The following is a 14,414-nucleotide window of genomic DNA, read 5'->3' as shown; positions in this document are numbered from 1 at the left end:
ACACAAACGTATCGAAACAGGTATGATCGAGATACACCAGAGAAAGGGTGTGGAAATGCACGTGTCCACCATGTCTAGTTTCTTTCGCAATCGATTCGTCCAAGCGATCATCCTCTCGACGCTGTTTGTACAGATCGGGGTTTGGGTACGCAATTTTGCCATCCTGTTGTATGTGATGGAGAAGACCGGCAACGACCCGATGTCCGTCTCGTTGATCTACGTCGCGGAGTTTGTGCCGATCTTCCTGTTCTCCTTTATCGGCGGTGCGTTTGCCGACCGCTGGCGTCCCAAGCGCACGATGATCGCGAGCGAACTGCTCAGTGCCGTCTCCGTTTTCGTCGTGCTGGGGGCGTTGGTCTCCGGGATCTGGCAAGCGATCTTCTTCGCGACACTCGTCTCGGCGATCCTTTCGCAATTCTCGCAGCCGTCCGCGATGAAATTGTTCAAACAGCATGTGCCCGCCGAGCAACTGCAGATGGGCATGGGCCTGTTCCAGTCGCTGATCGCTCTCTTCCTGATCGCAGGTCCTGTGATCGGTACGTTCGTCTATCAGCGCTACGGCATCGACGTCTCCATCGCGGTGATGGGGATCGCCTTCCTGCTCTCGGCCGCCGTCCTGACCTATCTCCCGGCAGACCGCCCGGAAGAGGAGAAAGCGGAGCAAACGTCGCTCAAGCAAGAGATGAAAGAGGGCATCCAGTACGTGCTCAGCCGTCCGATCCTCAAATCGCTCGGTGGCTGCTTCATGGCAGCCGGTGCGGCCGTCGGTCTGATTCAGCCGCTCGGCGTGTTCATCGTCGTCGAACGGCTCGGCATGCCCAAAGAGTTTCTGCAATGGTTCATGGTCTGCACCGGTGCCGGCATGCTGGTCGGCGGCGGATTGGCGATGGGCCTGGCCAAAAAGATCGCACCGGCGCGCATGCTCTTCGTCGGCATGCTGGTCTCCGCCATCGCAATGGTGATCACCGGCTGGTCTGAGATCTGGGCGCTGACGCTCGCCGTTCAATTCCTCTCGTCGCTGTTTATGCCGATGATCCAGATCGGAATCAACACGATCATGCTTCAGTCGACCGAGGAAGCGTTTATCGGTCGCGTCAACGGCATCCTCAACCCGTTGTTCATGGGGATGATGGTTGTGCTGATGAGTCTCTCGGGCACCTTGAAAGAGATGAGCTCGCTGATGACCGTCTACATCATCGCCGGCGCCCTGTTCTTCGTCGGCATGATGTTCATCCTGCCGCTGCTCAAACACAAACTGACCGAGCAAGCTCCGGCAAATTAAACATGCAAAGACGCCCCCTCGCATATCTATCTGATACGAAGATAGGAGAGGGGGCGATCTTTTTTGTTCAACATCAACGATCCGGCGATCTGGACTGTGGTGACGATGCTGGAGTTCGTCGGCGCTTTCTTTTTGGTCTTGGTCCTGTTTCAAGTCATCCTCGCAGGAAAAAACCGCTCCTGATCGTATCGGGAGCGGTTTTTAGTCTATTTCATAGGCGGCGACACGATTGCGGCCGGCCTGTTTGGCCCCGTAGTACATCGCCCGGTCGGCGAAGCGGAGCAGTTGTTGCTCATCTTCGGTGTCGTCCGGGATCGTGGCCACGCCGATGGAGACTGTCAGCGAGATCTGTGAGAGGACATTGTCCATGTCGGACACCGTAATCTTTTTCGATGCGACCGAAGCGCGGATCTTTTCAGCGATGGTCAGGGCGATTTCTTTATCGGCGCCGGGCAGGACGACGATAAACTCCTCACCGCCGTAGCGGGACACAAAGTCATTGTTTCGCAGGCAGTTTTCAAATGTGCGGGCCAAGGAGCGCAACACCGTATTGCCCGCGAGATGTCCGTAGCGGTCGTTGATCTGCTTGAAATGATCGAGATCGATCAGCAGCAAGGACAGCGGTGCCGAACCGTGCAACCGTTCGACTTCCTCGCGCAGGCGACGTTCGCAAAAGCGATGATTGGGGAGTTGCGTCAATTCGTCGTACAAGCTTTGTTTCTCGACATGTTCGTATCGCATGGCATTGCGGTAGGAGACACCGAGTTGGTTGGCGAGAATCGCCGTGGCGTCCAGCGATGTCGAGTCAAATTCGTTTTCGTTCGAGAGCAGGCAGCAATACCCGAACTGACCGGGCTCTGTAAGGAACGGTGTGACCAGCAACGCACGATACGACAGCGGTGTAAACTCCGGCTCTTCCGACAGCCGTTTGGCGAGATAGGGCATCCGGCTCGGGCCCGACGTGCGGATCAAATACTCGCGCATCGCCGCCACCGCATCCTCGGGACAATCGGCGGAGACCGAGAGAGGGACGATGTCCGAGTTGGACTGCATAAAGATGACGCAGTGCGCAGCTTGAAACCACTTTGGCAGTTCCTGCGTCACTTGCCTGGACAGCGCACTCACCGCCAGTTCGCCGGAGACGATACCGGTGAGTGCCGCCAGATTGCGAAACAGGGCGTTGGAACGCCAGACGTCGTTGAACAGCTTGAAGACATACACGCACAGGATCATCGGGATGCCGATCGCGAGCAGGCCGTACAGCCCGTCCCCTTCGTATAGGAGGATCACCAGCAGCCCAAGGCTCGCCGCAAACAACGAGGAGATCAGATCAAATTTGGCATCGGAGAGAAAGTCCTTGAGCCGGATGCCGCTCAAGTTGCGCAAGAAGATGAAGAGCAAGAGGTAGTTGAGCACAAAATGAGCGAGAATGTAGGTCAAAAGCGGCAGCAGATTATGAAACAAAGCGGCGCTGTGTGATCCGCCCATCAAATAAAACACGGAAGCCGAGCCGCCGCTCAGCACCAGAAACATGCCGCCGTTGGCCATGATCTTCCACAGGTCCAGCTTTTTCTCATTGGCCCAGCGCGACACAGAGATCAACACTTGGGAGATGAGCACGACCGGGATCAGACCGAATTTGAGAAAGATCAGCAGTTCGACGCTGGAAGACAGCGAGATCGTGTGCTGCAACCGCTTCAGCGGGAAAAATTCGGTAAACGCATAAAACGCGATTAAGACCAAAAGAATGGAAGAGTCGGCCAGCCCGAACGTTGGCTGTGCGTTGGTGGCCGCCACCACACTGACGAGTAGCGCACCGAGAAGAATCGTTCCGATGGCAAGCCGTTGAAATGACACGGATCGATCACCTTTCAATCAAATTTAGCTATTTTTATGTTCAATAGAGGAACAGTTTCTCCATTCTTTGACAAAAACCTTCCTAAAACCTGAAAAAATATAGGTAAACTGTATTGGTTCTATAGTCCTTTGAACTTAATAGTCGAGAGGAATGAGTTTTGCAAGGATTAATAGAGGCTGGGCTCGAATAGGAAGCTGATGAGAAAATTGCGAAAGTGAGGAAACGAAATGAACGCCACCACGTATATCAAAGAACGTTTTGCGAAGGAAGACGACGTGCTGACGGCTGTGCGACAAGGGATCAAGGACCGTGACATGCCCTCGATCTCCGTTGCGCCGGAGACGGGCAACCTGCTCAGTTTGCTTGTCGGCATCAGCGGCGCCAAAACCGTGCTGGAAGTCGGGGCACTGGGCGGTTACAGCGGCATCTGCCTGGCTCGCGCACTGCCTGCAGACGGCCGACTCGTGTCGCTGGAGCTCAAACAGGAGTATGCGGATTTTGCTCATGAAAATTTGAAACAGGCCGGGTATGGTGACGTTGTGGAATACCGCGTGGGGGAAGCGCTCGACCATCTGGCAGCTTTGGAGCAGGAAGAGCGCCGATTTGATTTCTTCTTCATCGACGCGGACAAAGCCAACTATGCCAACTACCTCGAATGGGCGATCAAACTGGCCAACAAAGGCGCCGTGATCACCGCCGACAACGTCCTCTGGGGCGGGCGCGTGCATGATGAGACCAATCAAGAGGAATCAACGACCTATCTGCGAGCCTTCAACGACCTTGTCGCGGCCGATCCCCGCCTGGAAGCGATGATGGTCACGACCGGCGACGGATTGATCGTAGCGAGAGTAAAAGATTCGATCAGTTGAGTCTCGTGTGCGCGCTTTTCATACATCGCACAGAGTCACCACCTTGTCCTCAAATTTGGACGAAGGAGAAGATGCTGAGTGGAGCCGCTAGTTGCATTTCTCGGGCCGCGCGGGGCTACTTCATCCCCGATGTGGAACGACCCGGCGAAGACGCGTTCATGGACGAAGCCTTGTCCGAATTGAAGGCGTTCGGATGCGTGGTGCAAGGGCTGGTTTCGTATCCGGTCTATCTTTATGAAACAAATAGGGAATGAGCGGTGCTTGAATGTGCCAGTATAGAAGAAGTTCACGATTGTATCGACCGCATCGATGACCAGAACGTGCGCCTGATCGCCGAACGACACCGCAAAGAGGAGATCATCCAGCGGGTGAGAGGACGGGCCGACTGGAACGGCATCGACCCGCCGATCACCGAACGGATCTACCGGGCGATGAGGTGGTTGGGGGAGCTTGACACGTAACCAAACGGTATCCTATAATGTGGACGGGAAACCAAAAGGTTTCGCATTCGAACTCTTCTCTAGGAAAAGATACGGAGGTAGACAACATGCAACACAGCACCGTGCCGGACATCCGGCATACATACGTATACGCAGCGCCGATTCAAAAGGTCTGGGAGGCCGTTTCCACATCGGAAGGTCTGTCCGCATGGTTTATGAAAAATGACATTGCACCGGTACTGGGTCACACGTTCACCATTCATTCGCCGTATGGCGACCAGTCCTGCGAAGTCACCGTCGTCGAGCCGCCGACCCGGCTCGCGTTCACATGGGGCACGCAATGGCTGATCACCATCGAGCTCGAAGAGCAGGCTGACGGCAAGACCGAGGTTACGCTGACGCACTCCGGCTGGGTGGAAGAGATGGCCGCAAACCGAGAGCGCATGAACCACGGCTGGCAGGAGATCCTGGATCAACGCCTGCGTCTGGCTGTGGAATCCGCTTAGTTGATCATCAAAAAGAAGCACTCAGGTGCTTCTTTTTTTGTATCCAGCCAGATCCCGTCCGAAGGTGGCGTTCTGGTATAAATTCCCCGCGCTCTGCTGACTCTAAGTTGAAAGAAAAAACACGTCCAGAATCCGGAGGAGAAGAACGAACGTGCAGCCCAAGAATTCACTGAATTTCTTTCAATTATCGATGGTGTACATGATGTCGACCGGATTGCTCAACCACGTCACGCTGATCCCCATTCTGTTGGAAGTGGCAGGGCGCGATTCGTGGACCGGGCCGCTCGGTGCCACTGGATTCACCATTCTGTGGAGTGTTTTGTTGGTCTTTATCATTCGCCAAATGCAGGGAAAGCATCTCTGCGACTGGCTGCAACAAACGGTGGGACGGCCCGTCACCTATCTGTTGATCGCGTGGATGACGGTGATATTGTTCTTGCCGACGGCTGTTACGCTTATTGATCTGATCTATTGGACGAACAACACCTATTTGACGAACACGCCGAGAGTGATCTTGCTGATTCCGATCTTGGGCTTGTGTTTGTACAACGCGTACCACGGCATCTATTCGGTGCGAAAGACAGCGTCGTTGCTGTTGCCGTTCGTCATTCTTTTTGGAATATTTGTGGCGACTGCGAACATGTCATATAAAGACTACACGATGCTTCTGCCCGTTTTGGAGCAAGGCTGGCACCCCGTGGTGCGAGGGACACAATACGCGCTGTCCGGATTTCTCGAGATCATCTGGATCGTGCTGTTGCAACACCGGTTGGACAGGTCTGCTCCGCTTTTTAAGGGGATGACGGTGATTACGCTGCTCATGTTCGGTCTGACTGTGGGACCGCTCATCGGTGCAATCGTAGAATTTGGACCATCGGTCGCGGCCAACATGCGATATCCGGCATTTGAGGAATGGCGGTTGGTGAAGATCGGCGATTATATCGAACATGTGGACTTCCTTTCAATCTTTCAATGGATCACCGGAGCGTACGTGCGATTGTCCCTGCATGTGTATTTGATTCTTGAACTATATCGTTTGCACGAACAGAAGAAACGCAAGGTACGGCTGTGGGCGTTGGGAATCCTCGGCGCGGGGCTGCTGATGATTTTTGCCGTGCCGCTGAATGACATCCAGTTTATTGGACTGTTGAAGACGTTGGTCTTGCCTTTAAAAGTTTACACCTTGCTCGGACTGTCGGTGATTTTGGGAGTGATTGCTCTGCTTGCAAAACGAAAGGAGGGACGTGAGGGCGATGAGGGAAACGAGCATCCGGAAGCTGTTTGATCGGAGTCCCGATGTGGTGATCCGCCCGGTCGCATTTGGTGAAGGGCGCAGTGCGGAAACGATTCTCCTGATCTTTTGTACGACGCTCTGTGACATCGAAAGGATCGACGAGATCGTGCTTCCGCGGTTGTATCGCGCGGCGAGTGCCGGCGGCGGACGCCAGTTGGTTAAGACGATTCCCCAGTTGTTGTCGGCCGTGCCGATGGAGTTCAACGAAGAGTATCTTGTCGAAGAGGTGTTCGGCGGCACGCTGATCCTCTTTCATGAGCAGACGGGTGCGCTGTTTACTCTGGGCATGTCCAAGCGACCCAATCGAAACGTGGAAGAAACGAACACCGAAGTGTCGGTTCGCGGACCGCGCGACGGATTTATCGAAGACCTGAACACCAACATCGCATTGATCCGCAAACGGCTGCGAACGCCGACGTTGACGTATGAACAGTTTGTCATCGGCAGAAGGTCCAAGACCCAGGTGGCGTTGCTGTATATGACCGATATCACGCGCGATGATGTGATCGCCGAGGTGCGGGATCGGATCAAGCAGGTCGACGTCGATCTGCTTCCCAGCATCGAGTCGCTGGGCAAAACGGTCGCCACCTCCTCGTATCGCTTTTTTCCAGCCTTCATTTTTACCGGTCGTCCTGATTTTGCGGCCGATGCGTTGGTCAATGGCCGTTTCCTGATCCTGATGGACGGAGATCCGACCTGCATGATCGCCCCGGTCGAACTGCTCTATCTGTTGAAGACGGCGGAAGACAACCGCCTTGCGTCCGTCTATGTGATGGCCGAGCGGATGATCCGGCTGGTCGGTCTGTTCTTTGCACTCTTTATGCCGGCCTTCTGGACGGCGCTGGTCGTCTATCATCAGGATCAACTGCCGTATCGGATGCTGGCCACCGTCACGATGGCGCGGCAAGGGGTGCCGTTCCCAGCCGGATTTGAATCTTTCATCATGCTGTTTTTGTTTGAGCTGTTTCGCGAAGCCGGGGCACGTATGCCCAAGGCGGTGGGGCAGACGCTGTCTGTTGTCGGCGGTTTGATCATCGGGGATGCGGCGATTCGCGCCGGCCTCGCTTCGCCCGGGCAGGTGGTCGTCATCGCGATGTCGTTTGTCGCCACCTCCACGCTGGTGCATCACTCGTTGACCGGCACGGCATCGTTGTTGCGGATGTTTTTCTTGCTGGTGAGCACGTTGTTGGGGATGTACGGAGTGGTGCTGTCGTTTATCGGATTGATCCTCTGCTGGACCAATATTGAATACTTTGGAGTCCATTACCTCGCCTCGATCAACTACAGCAACTTCCGCCAACTGTTCGCTGCTACTTTGTTCCTGCCGTATCACGAGTTGCGTAAACGCGCCAAATTTTTGCGTCTGAAAGACGAAACGTCAGGGGGCGATGAGGGATGAGGGGGCGGTTGCTCAGAGGCGGGCTACTGGTGTTGGCATTGTCTGTGATGGTGACCGGTTGTTGGGACGCGAAAGAATTGGAACAGATGATCTATCTCAATGCGCTCGGTTTCGATTACAAGGACGGGGAGTATACGACCTACGCGCAAATCGTCAATTTCTCCAATCTGGGGAAGCAGGAGGGCGGCGCACGCATGCCGGAGGAAGTGTGGGTAGGTCGCGGCTACGGGAGCACGATCGACATTGCGACAGACAACCTCTATCCGTCGTCACAGCAACGAATCTCATGGGCGCATGTGAAAGGAGTTGTGCTCAGCGAAGCAGCGCTCAAAACCGGGCAGTACGATGAGATGTTCGACTCGTTCAACCGCTATCCGGAGATTCGCCATGAGATGTCGTTTTATGCGACAAAGGAATCACTGGAAAAACTGTTGACAGCCAAACCGATTCTCAATCAATCCGCTTTTTACACCCGTTTGATCAACCCAAAAGATATATACCGGCAATATTCGCTCATCAAGCCGTTGACGATCCGTGAGTTGGGCAAGTACTTGCACGAGCCTGCGAGCACGATGGCGGTGCCTTTCCTGCGGGTCAACTCGGAGCGTTGGAAGGCAAATGAAAAGGGACATCCGGTGATGGAAGTCGACGGAGCAGCTTTTGTTAAGAACAAAAAGTACAAAGGCTCCTTGGACCGCGTCAAACTGATCGGCATGCGGTGGGTGCAGAAAGGCTCCTCAAGAGCCCCGGTTTATCTGCGCAACGAAAAAGGACCTGTCGGCGTACTGGCTCTCTTGAAGCCCAAATGCAAGATCAAATACCGCATCGTGGACGGCAAACCGCGATTTTCTTTACAAATCAAAGCATCGGGCCCCGTCATCGAACGCATTCAGGCGGTGGACGAAAAAGAATTGATCAAACTCGGGACCAAAAAAGTCGAAGAAGAAGTCCGCGGCCTCTACCGGGAAGGGCTGGCGATCCAAGCGGACGTGCTGGGGCTCGAAGAGACACTGTATCGCAAAGACCCAAAGTTATGGAAAAAACTGACCAAAGGTGGAGATCTCCCGCTGGATGAACAAATGTTGGAGAATATCGAGGTAAAAGTAAAACTGGTTTCCACCGGCAAGATGAAGCTAAACAGCTTCTATTGATTTTAGTTAACATAATATATATTATCGGACGTTTAGTCCGGACAAAGAAAACCCGCCAAACCGGCGGGCTTTTCTACTTTTTAAAAACCTCCTCTGCTGTCTGCAAACGTTCTGCGATCTCATGCAGTTCGGTTGGGGTTTTCTCCTCAAGGTCTCCCGAGATCCAAGTCCAGACCTGCCGAAACTGATCCGCGACGTCATGTGTTCGCTCCAAAACTCTCGTACCGGCTGGAATCGCGCTCGCAGCGTATGCTTCATAGGTGTACTTGATGGCTGCCGTTTCGTGAAGAGCTTTCTCGTGCAGTCCTTCACGTTCGGCCACAGCAGTCGCTACGGCCAGTTTTTGAACGACTTCTCTCAAATTTTGCGTGTGACGGGCGACTTGCTCCAACTGAATGCTCTGGAGCGTCACAATCTGATCTTTCAATTGTTGATGCTGACGGTATGTTTGCATGGAAAACAGCAACAAAACAACGCATACGACCGACAGTGCAATCGTTGTCCTCTTCATACTGCTACTCTTCCCCGTCCGTCCAAAAAGAAAAACCCGCCTTTTGGCGGGTTTTTCTTTTGTATGAGATTAGTTCGCCCAGTACCAGGATTGCGACCCGTACGGGTATTCGACACGGCTGTCTACGTGCAGGAAGCTGGAGTACGGGATGATTCCGGAGAAGCCGCTGGTCTTTGCAATCGATTGCATCGTGGAAACGGATTTGCCGCTGATCACGATGTCAGCTGCGATGCCGTACATATGTTGGGAGTTGGAAGCACCGCCGACATTCGTGTTGTGGTTGATCGAACGGAAGCCGGAGTTGATGGTGATCGCCGCGTTGCCTGCTTTTTGACGAACAGCTTCCAGTTTCCACATCAGCTGACGGACGTTTTCTTTGACGGTGGTCGAGCTGACTTTGCCGCCGGAGAAACCGCTGCCGTCTTTGGAGTAGAACTCGCTGAACTCGAAGTGCAGGGTCGAACCGTCACCGGTGTCTTCCAGTGCGTTGAGCTTGGATTGAGTAGCCGGGCCAACGATGCCGTCAGCGGTCAGGCCGTGTGCACGTTGGAAGCGGATGACAGCCGCTTTGGTGCCGGCACCAAATACGCCGTCTTTCGCTACGTAGGTTTGGGAAGCGGAGTCCGCTGCATAGCCAGCCACGCGTACTTGCAATTCCTTTACGTCGGAACCGCTGGAGCCTTGTTGCAGGGTGCGGGTCCAGGTGTACGCGTGAGCATCTTGAACCGTTACAAACGGGAGCAGCATGGCGGTTGCCAGCATCATAGCGGCAACCCGAGACTTTTTGGATTTCAACATAGTCATATCCCTCTCTCTCTTATCTGTTTATTAGGAATAATATAGTATCCCTGGCAATAGTATATAAAGGTGTTACGTACATGGCAATAGTTTTTAACCTTAATTCATGATATTTCGTATATTTTTTCAAAAATCGACTGAAAGATACAGAAATTTTGTAATGAAATCACATATTCAACATTAAAAAACCTGTGATTCTAAACGAAATGTTCAGAATCACAGGTTTTTTGTTTTCTCTATGCGATGATTACACCAAGCGCATGCTGACGACAAACACGACGGTCAGCGTGGCGAGGGCAAACATGGACAACGCAATCGAATAGCGGCCGACCAGCTTGGCAAACTCCCCTGCTCCCTGGCTGCCTGCCAATTTTTTCGCGGCGCGGTTGCTCATCCAGGTCATGACGATGATGAACAGCAGCACGGTCATGCCGCCCGCCTGCTCCATCAAAGAGAGCCACAGCGGTTTTTCCGAGTGGGTGAAGCCCAGACGCTGCACCAATGTCGCGCCGGAAACCAGAACGATCAGAGCGGCGAAGTTGACAAATCGCTTGACCGCCTTCATCGACAGCAAAAACACGGGCTTGCCGTTCCCCTCCGTCAGATGACGGCGCACGGACAGCAGCAGAATCACCAGCAGAACGGTCGAGCCGAGCCACAGGGCCAGCCCGGAAAGGTGTAGGAAATACAGGATGGTATCAAGCATTTAGATGTTCCTCCTCTGTTCTCTTGATTGTAGGTACATGTTGAAGTTTCGGCCACCAGTTCCAGCGACCGAGCAAGACCATGATCGCAGGCATCAGCATCCCGCGCACGAGGAACGTGTCGATCAGTACGCCCAGTGCGACCACGAAGCCAAACAAAAACAGTTCCAGCAACGGTTGTGTCATCAGTACGGCAAACGTCGCGATCAGGATCAATCCGGCCGACGAGATCGTTTTGCCCGTTTTGGCGACGGCCACTTGGATCGCGGTGACGAGATCCTGTTTGGTCGCTTCTTCCCGGACGCGGGACCACAGCAGAATGTTGTAGTCGACGCCCAATGCGACGAGAAACACAAACGTGTAGACCGGAATCCGGTACGAGATCGCATCATATCCGAACACCCCGGTGAAGATCAGCCAACTCAACCCGAGTGATGCCCCGTAGGTGATCAGGATCGTGCCGATCATGTACAGCGGAGCAAGCAATGAACGGGACTGGAAGATCAGGAAGAAGGTGATCAAAAACGTCACGGACAGCATCACCCACAGCGTGTCCCGGTCGTTGACGCTGCGCGTATCCACCTGCACCGCCGTCTGACCGGCCACATGCAGCGTGGTGAGAGCCGGGTCGTACCCGCTGTCGCTCAAGATTTGACGCGACTGTTCGCGCAGGTGCTCCACCGTCCGCATCGCGTCGTCGCCATACGGGTCGTCTTTGAGCACCACTTCGACGCGCACAGCCAGCCCGTCAGAAGAGATCTCCTTTTCAGACGATACAGACGCTACGCCTTCCATGCCGGCCAACGTCTCACCCAGTCGGCCCTCCGGCAAAGCTTGCGAAGAGGTCGCGATCACTTGCACCGGGGCGAGCGTTCCTTTCGGGAAATGTTGCTCCAAGACGGTGAATCCGGCCCGCGATTCCATCTCTTCGGGGAACGACTGCAAGAGATTAAACGAATACTGGATATTTCCCACGGCCAATGAAGAACTGCCGAGCAGCACGACGAGCACCGCGATGATCAGGCGAGGTTTGCGTGTGACAAAGCGTCCCACAGCGACCCAAAATCCTCGCTCCCCTTTTGACTCTTCTCCGATTTTCGGCACGAACGGCCAGAACGCCTTTCGTCCGATCAGAGAAAACGCAGCCGGGATCAAGGTCAAGCCGCCGAGCATGATCACCAGCAACGCGACCCCAAATACCGGAGCGAAGTGCTGATACGGTTTAAAGAGAGTGCCGAACAACGCCAGCACGGCGACCAAGATGATGCCGCTGGAGAAAAAGATCGGCTCTCCGACATGGGTCATCGCCACTCGCATCGCCTCATACTGCGATTCGGTGCGACGCAGTTCTTCCCGATACCGTGAAAACACGAACAGACAGTAGTCGGTGAGCACGGCAAACAGCAGGATCATCATGATCGACAGTGCCTGACTTTCGACCACAAACCAAGCTCTCTCCCCGGCGATGCCAAGGATACGGTCCACGATCTGATGCAGAATGCCCGCGATGACCAACGGTACGACGGCCAGCACCGGCGAGCGGTACAGCACGATCAGCAAGACCAAGATCAAAGCCACCGTGGCGAGCATCAGCACGACATCCGCTCCGGCAAAAATGCCGATCGCATCGGACGCGATCCCGGCCGGACCAGTGACGGCCACTTGCATCTTGTTTGCAGCGGCTTCTTGGAGTTGCGCGCTCAGGGCGGTGACGACATCGTGCACTTGGTGCGTGTCGAGGTCCTGCTCCAATTGAACGGGCAACATCAAGGTGGTGCGATCCTCCGAATACAGACCGGCCCAGGCAGCAGGCGGCATCGCATGCAACGGTACCGATTGTTTCACACCGTCCGGTTTTTGCTCCGTCATCGTGCGGCTGATCTCCTTGACCCGCTCCAGCTCTTCCTCTGTGAGCGGCTGTGAATCATGAAACACGACCAGCGCCGTGACGCTGCCGTCTCCCGGAAAATGAGTTTCCATTGCATTTCTGGCGATCTCCGACGGGACCCCGTCCGGCAGATCGGTGCGGTTTGAGTTTACGGCAAACGTATCGCTGGAAGGTGCGAAGCTTGCCAATACGGCTGCCAGCACCAACCAGAAAACGAGCACGACTTTGGCGCCAGTTTTGCTGCTGGCAAAGTCGGTGATCGTATGAAGAATTTTCATCATGTTCAGTTCCCTCCTGTCCTCTGTCCTCTACATCTCGGATTGTAAGTGACAGACATGAACAGAAGATGAACGAACAATTACAAACGAGGCAATCGAATCAAGAAGGTCGTCCCGATGCCGGGAGTGCTGTCCACTTCGATCTGACCGCGATGCTGGCGGATGATCTTTTGCACGATTGACAAACCGAGTCCGCTACCCGACCGATTGCGGTTGCGGGACTTGTCCGCTTTATAAAAGCGATCAAAGATGTGCGGCAGTTCGGCAGCCGCGATGCCGATGCCGGTGTCGCGAATGAGCAGGTGCACCTCTCCCACGTCGGAGGACAACTGCAAGGTGATCGCGCCTCCTGCTTCGGTGAACTTGATGCTGTTGGTCAGCAGATTGATCCAGACGAGATGCAAGAGCTGACGGTCGGCCCGGACCGTCACGTCCGGCAACTCCAGTTCCAAGTGCAAGTCTTTTTCTTGCCACTGCCATTCGAGCATCAGCGCGACCTCGCGCAGCTGTTCATCGAGGCGGTACTCGGTCTTGTCCAGCGCGGCATTCCCTTTGTCCAGCGCGGCCAACGTCAACAGTTGTTGGCTGATCGAGGACAGCCGTCTGCTCTCCGACTCGATGATGGACAGGTAGACCTCCCGTTCCTCCGCAGACATCTCTTCGGTGCGCAACGCCTGCGAAAAACCTTGGATCGAGGTCAGCGGCGATTGGATCTCGTGGGAGACGTTCGACACGAACTCCTGCCGCATCGCCTCCAACTTCTTCAGCTCGCCCGCCATCTTGGAAAAATGGCGGGCCAATTCGCCGATCTCATCGCCGCGCGCGATCTCATAGTGTACATCAAAGTCACCCTCGGCGATCTGGTTCGTCGCGGCCGTCAGCCGTTTGATCGGTTGGACGAGCAACCGGGTCAAGATGGTCAGAAAGATCAACGAGATGCCAAACGTCAGCACGAGCAGCCACGCCAGCAACACGCGCAGTTCTCCAAATGCGCTTTCGATGTCCGGACGCAAGAACAGAACGTACGTTTGGTTAGCTGTTTTCAAAGGGACGCCGACGCTGTTGGCGAGCGTATTTTCAAAATATCCGGTAACAAACAACTCGTGCTTCCGTTCCTTGACGCCGTGATACGGTTGTCCGTTGCGCACGCGCTCCACGATGGCCGGGTCCGGGTGCGTGTCTTTGAACGGCGAGCCGTACATCGTACCGTGCCCCTGCTCGTCGACGATGTACAGGCGGTAGTTCAGATCGGCGATCAAGGTCAGATACTCATGCAGATCGAGCATGGGATGCCTCTCATATTCGGACGCGATCGATTGAGCCATGTGCATGAGCCTTTCTTCGTTGTGAGACTTGAGCTGCCATTGGTAGTAGAGATTGGAGAGCAAAAAAGCCAGTACCCCGCTGGCGAGGACGACGATGACGGTCAGCATGGT

The 14,414-nt window shown here is 54.6% G+C and carries 14 protein-coding genes; 8 read left to right on the top strand and 6 right to left on the bottom strand.

Annotated elements, in window-relative coordinates; genetic code table 11:
• The first annotated feature begins 55 nt into the window (after positions 1-55).
• Positions 56-1,282 carry an MFS transporter gene (locus tag OS242_RS02140; RefSeq protein ID WP_267150010.1) on the top strand — a complete coding sequence of 409 codons (1,227 nt, stop codon included), beginning with the start codon at positions 56-58 and terminating at the stop codon, positions 1,280-1,282.
• Positions 1,283-1,483: 201 nt separating this feature from the next.
• Here OS242_RS02140 and OS242_RS02135 read toward each other — a convergent pair whose 3' ends face one another.
• Positions 1,484-3,139, bottom strand: coding sequence for a sensor domain-containing diguanylate cyclase (locus OS242_RS02135; protein WP_267150009.1), 1,656 nt, complete (start codon positions 3,137-3,139; stop codon positions 1,484-1,486).
• 228 nt (positions 3,140-3,367) lie between these two features.
• On the opposite strand from OS242_RS02135, the gene OS242_RS02130 reads away from it, so the two are divergent.
• From OS242_RS02130 to OS242_RS02100, 7 genes are all read left to right on the top strand, one after another.
• A complete protein-coding gene (locus OS242_RS02130; RefSeq protein WP_267150008.1) occupies positions 3,368-4,009 on the top strand; it encodes an O-methyltransferase in 642 nt (213 codons plus the stop codon).
• 71 nt (positions 4,010-4,080) lie between these two features.
• On the top strand, positions 4,081-4,263 hold the full coding sequence (locus OS242_RS02125) for a hypothetical protein (RefSeq protein ID WP_267150007.1): 183 nt from the start codon (positions 4,081-4,083) through the stop codon (positions 4,261-4,263).
• Positions 4,264-4,266: 3 nt separating this feature from the next.
• Positions 4,267-4,470, top strand: coding sequence for a chorismate mutase family protein (locus OS242_RS02120; RefSeq protein WP_267150006.1), 204 nt, complete (start codon positions 4,267-4,269; stop codon positions 4,468-4,470).
• An 86-nt stretch (positions 4,471-4,556) separates the two neighbouring features.
• Positions 4,557-4,955 (top strand): SRPBCC family protein, encoded by a 399-nt coding sequence (locus tag OS242_RS02115; protein ID WP_267150005.1) that lies wholly within the window; start codon positions 4,557-4,559, stop codon positions 4,953-4,955.
• 151 nt (positions 4,956-5,106) lie between these two features.
• Positions 5,107-6,240: a GerAB/ArcD/ProY family transporter gene (locus tag OS242_RS02110; RefSeq protein ID WP_267150004.1), complete on the top strand. Its 1,134-nt coding sequence runs from the start codon at positions 5,107-5,109 to the stop codon at positions 6,238-6,240.
• Positions 6,209-7,648, top strand: coding sequence for a spore germination protein (locus OS242_RS02105; protein WP_267150003.1), 1,440 nt, complete (start codon positions 6,209-6,211; stop codon positions 7,646-7,648). Before OS242_RS02110 ends, OS242_RS02105 begins: the two co-directional genes overlap by 32 nt.
• Complete coding sequence (locus OS242_RS02100) at positions 7,645-8,799, top strand: Ger(x)C family spore germination protein (RefSeq protein ID WP_267150002.1); 1,155 nt, start codon at positions 7,645-7,647, stop codon at positions 8,797-8,799. Before OS242_RS02105 ends, OS242_RS02100 begins: the two co-directional genes overlap by 4 nt.
• Positions 8,800-8,872: 73 nt before the next feature.
• Here the strand turns inward: OS242_RS02100 and OS242_RS02095 are convergent, their stop codons facing one another.
• The 5 genes from OS242_RS02095 to OS242_RS02075 all read right to left on the bottom strand — a co-directional run bounded on the left by OS242_RS02095 (position 8,873) and on the right by OS242_RS02075 (position 14,411).
• Positions 8,873-9,310 (bottom strand): hypothetical protein, encoded by a 438-nt coding sequence (locus OS242_RS02095; protein WP_267150001.1) that lies wholly within the window; start codon positions 9,308-9,310, stop codon positions 8,873-8,875.
• 69 nt (positions 9,311-9,379) lie between these two features.
• Positions 9,380-10,108, bottom strand: coding sequence for a D-Ala-D-Ala carboxypeptidase family metallohydrolase (locus tag OS242_RS02090; RefSeq protein WP_267150000.1), 729 nt, complete (start codon positions 10,106-10,108; stop codon positions 9,380-9,382).
• A 247-nt stretch (positions 10,109-10,355) separates the two neighbouring features.
• Entirely contained in the window at positions 10,356-10,814 is a 459-nt protein-coding gene (locus tag OS242_RS02085; RefSeq protein ID WP_267149999.1) for a hypothetical protein, read from the bottom strand.
• Positions 10,807-12,981, bottom strand: coding sequence for an MMPL family transporter (locus tag OS242_RS02080; protein ID WP_267149998.1), 2,175 nt, complete (start codon positions 12,979-12,981; stop codon positions 10,807-10,809). The genes OS242_RS02085 and OS242_RS02080 overlap by 8 nt, the downstream gene beginning before the upstream one ends.
• A 77-nt stretch (positions 12,982-13,058) precedes the next feature.
• Positions 13,059-14,411 carry a sensor histidine kinase gene (locus tag OS242_RS02075; RefSeq protein ID WP_267149997.1) on the bottom strand — a complete coding sequence of 451 codons (1,353 nt, stop codon included), beginning with the start codon at positions 14,409-14,411 and terminating at the stop codon, positions 13,059-13,061.
• Positions 14,412-14,414: the final 3 nt, after the last annotated feature.

The organism is Tumebacillus lacus, from assembly GCF_026410385.1.
GTDB lineage: Bacteria > Bacillota > Bacilli > Tumebacillales > Tumebacillaceae > Tumebacillus > Tumebacillus lacus.
Note: the sequence above shows the minus strand (reverse complement) of the source record. Positions and strands in the feature narration are given on the sequence as shown.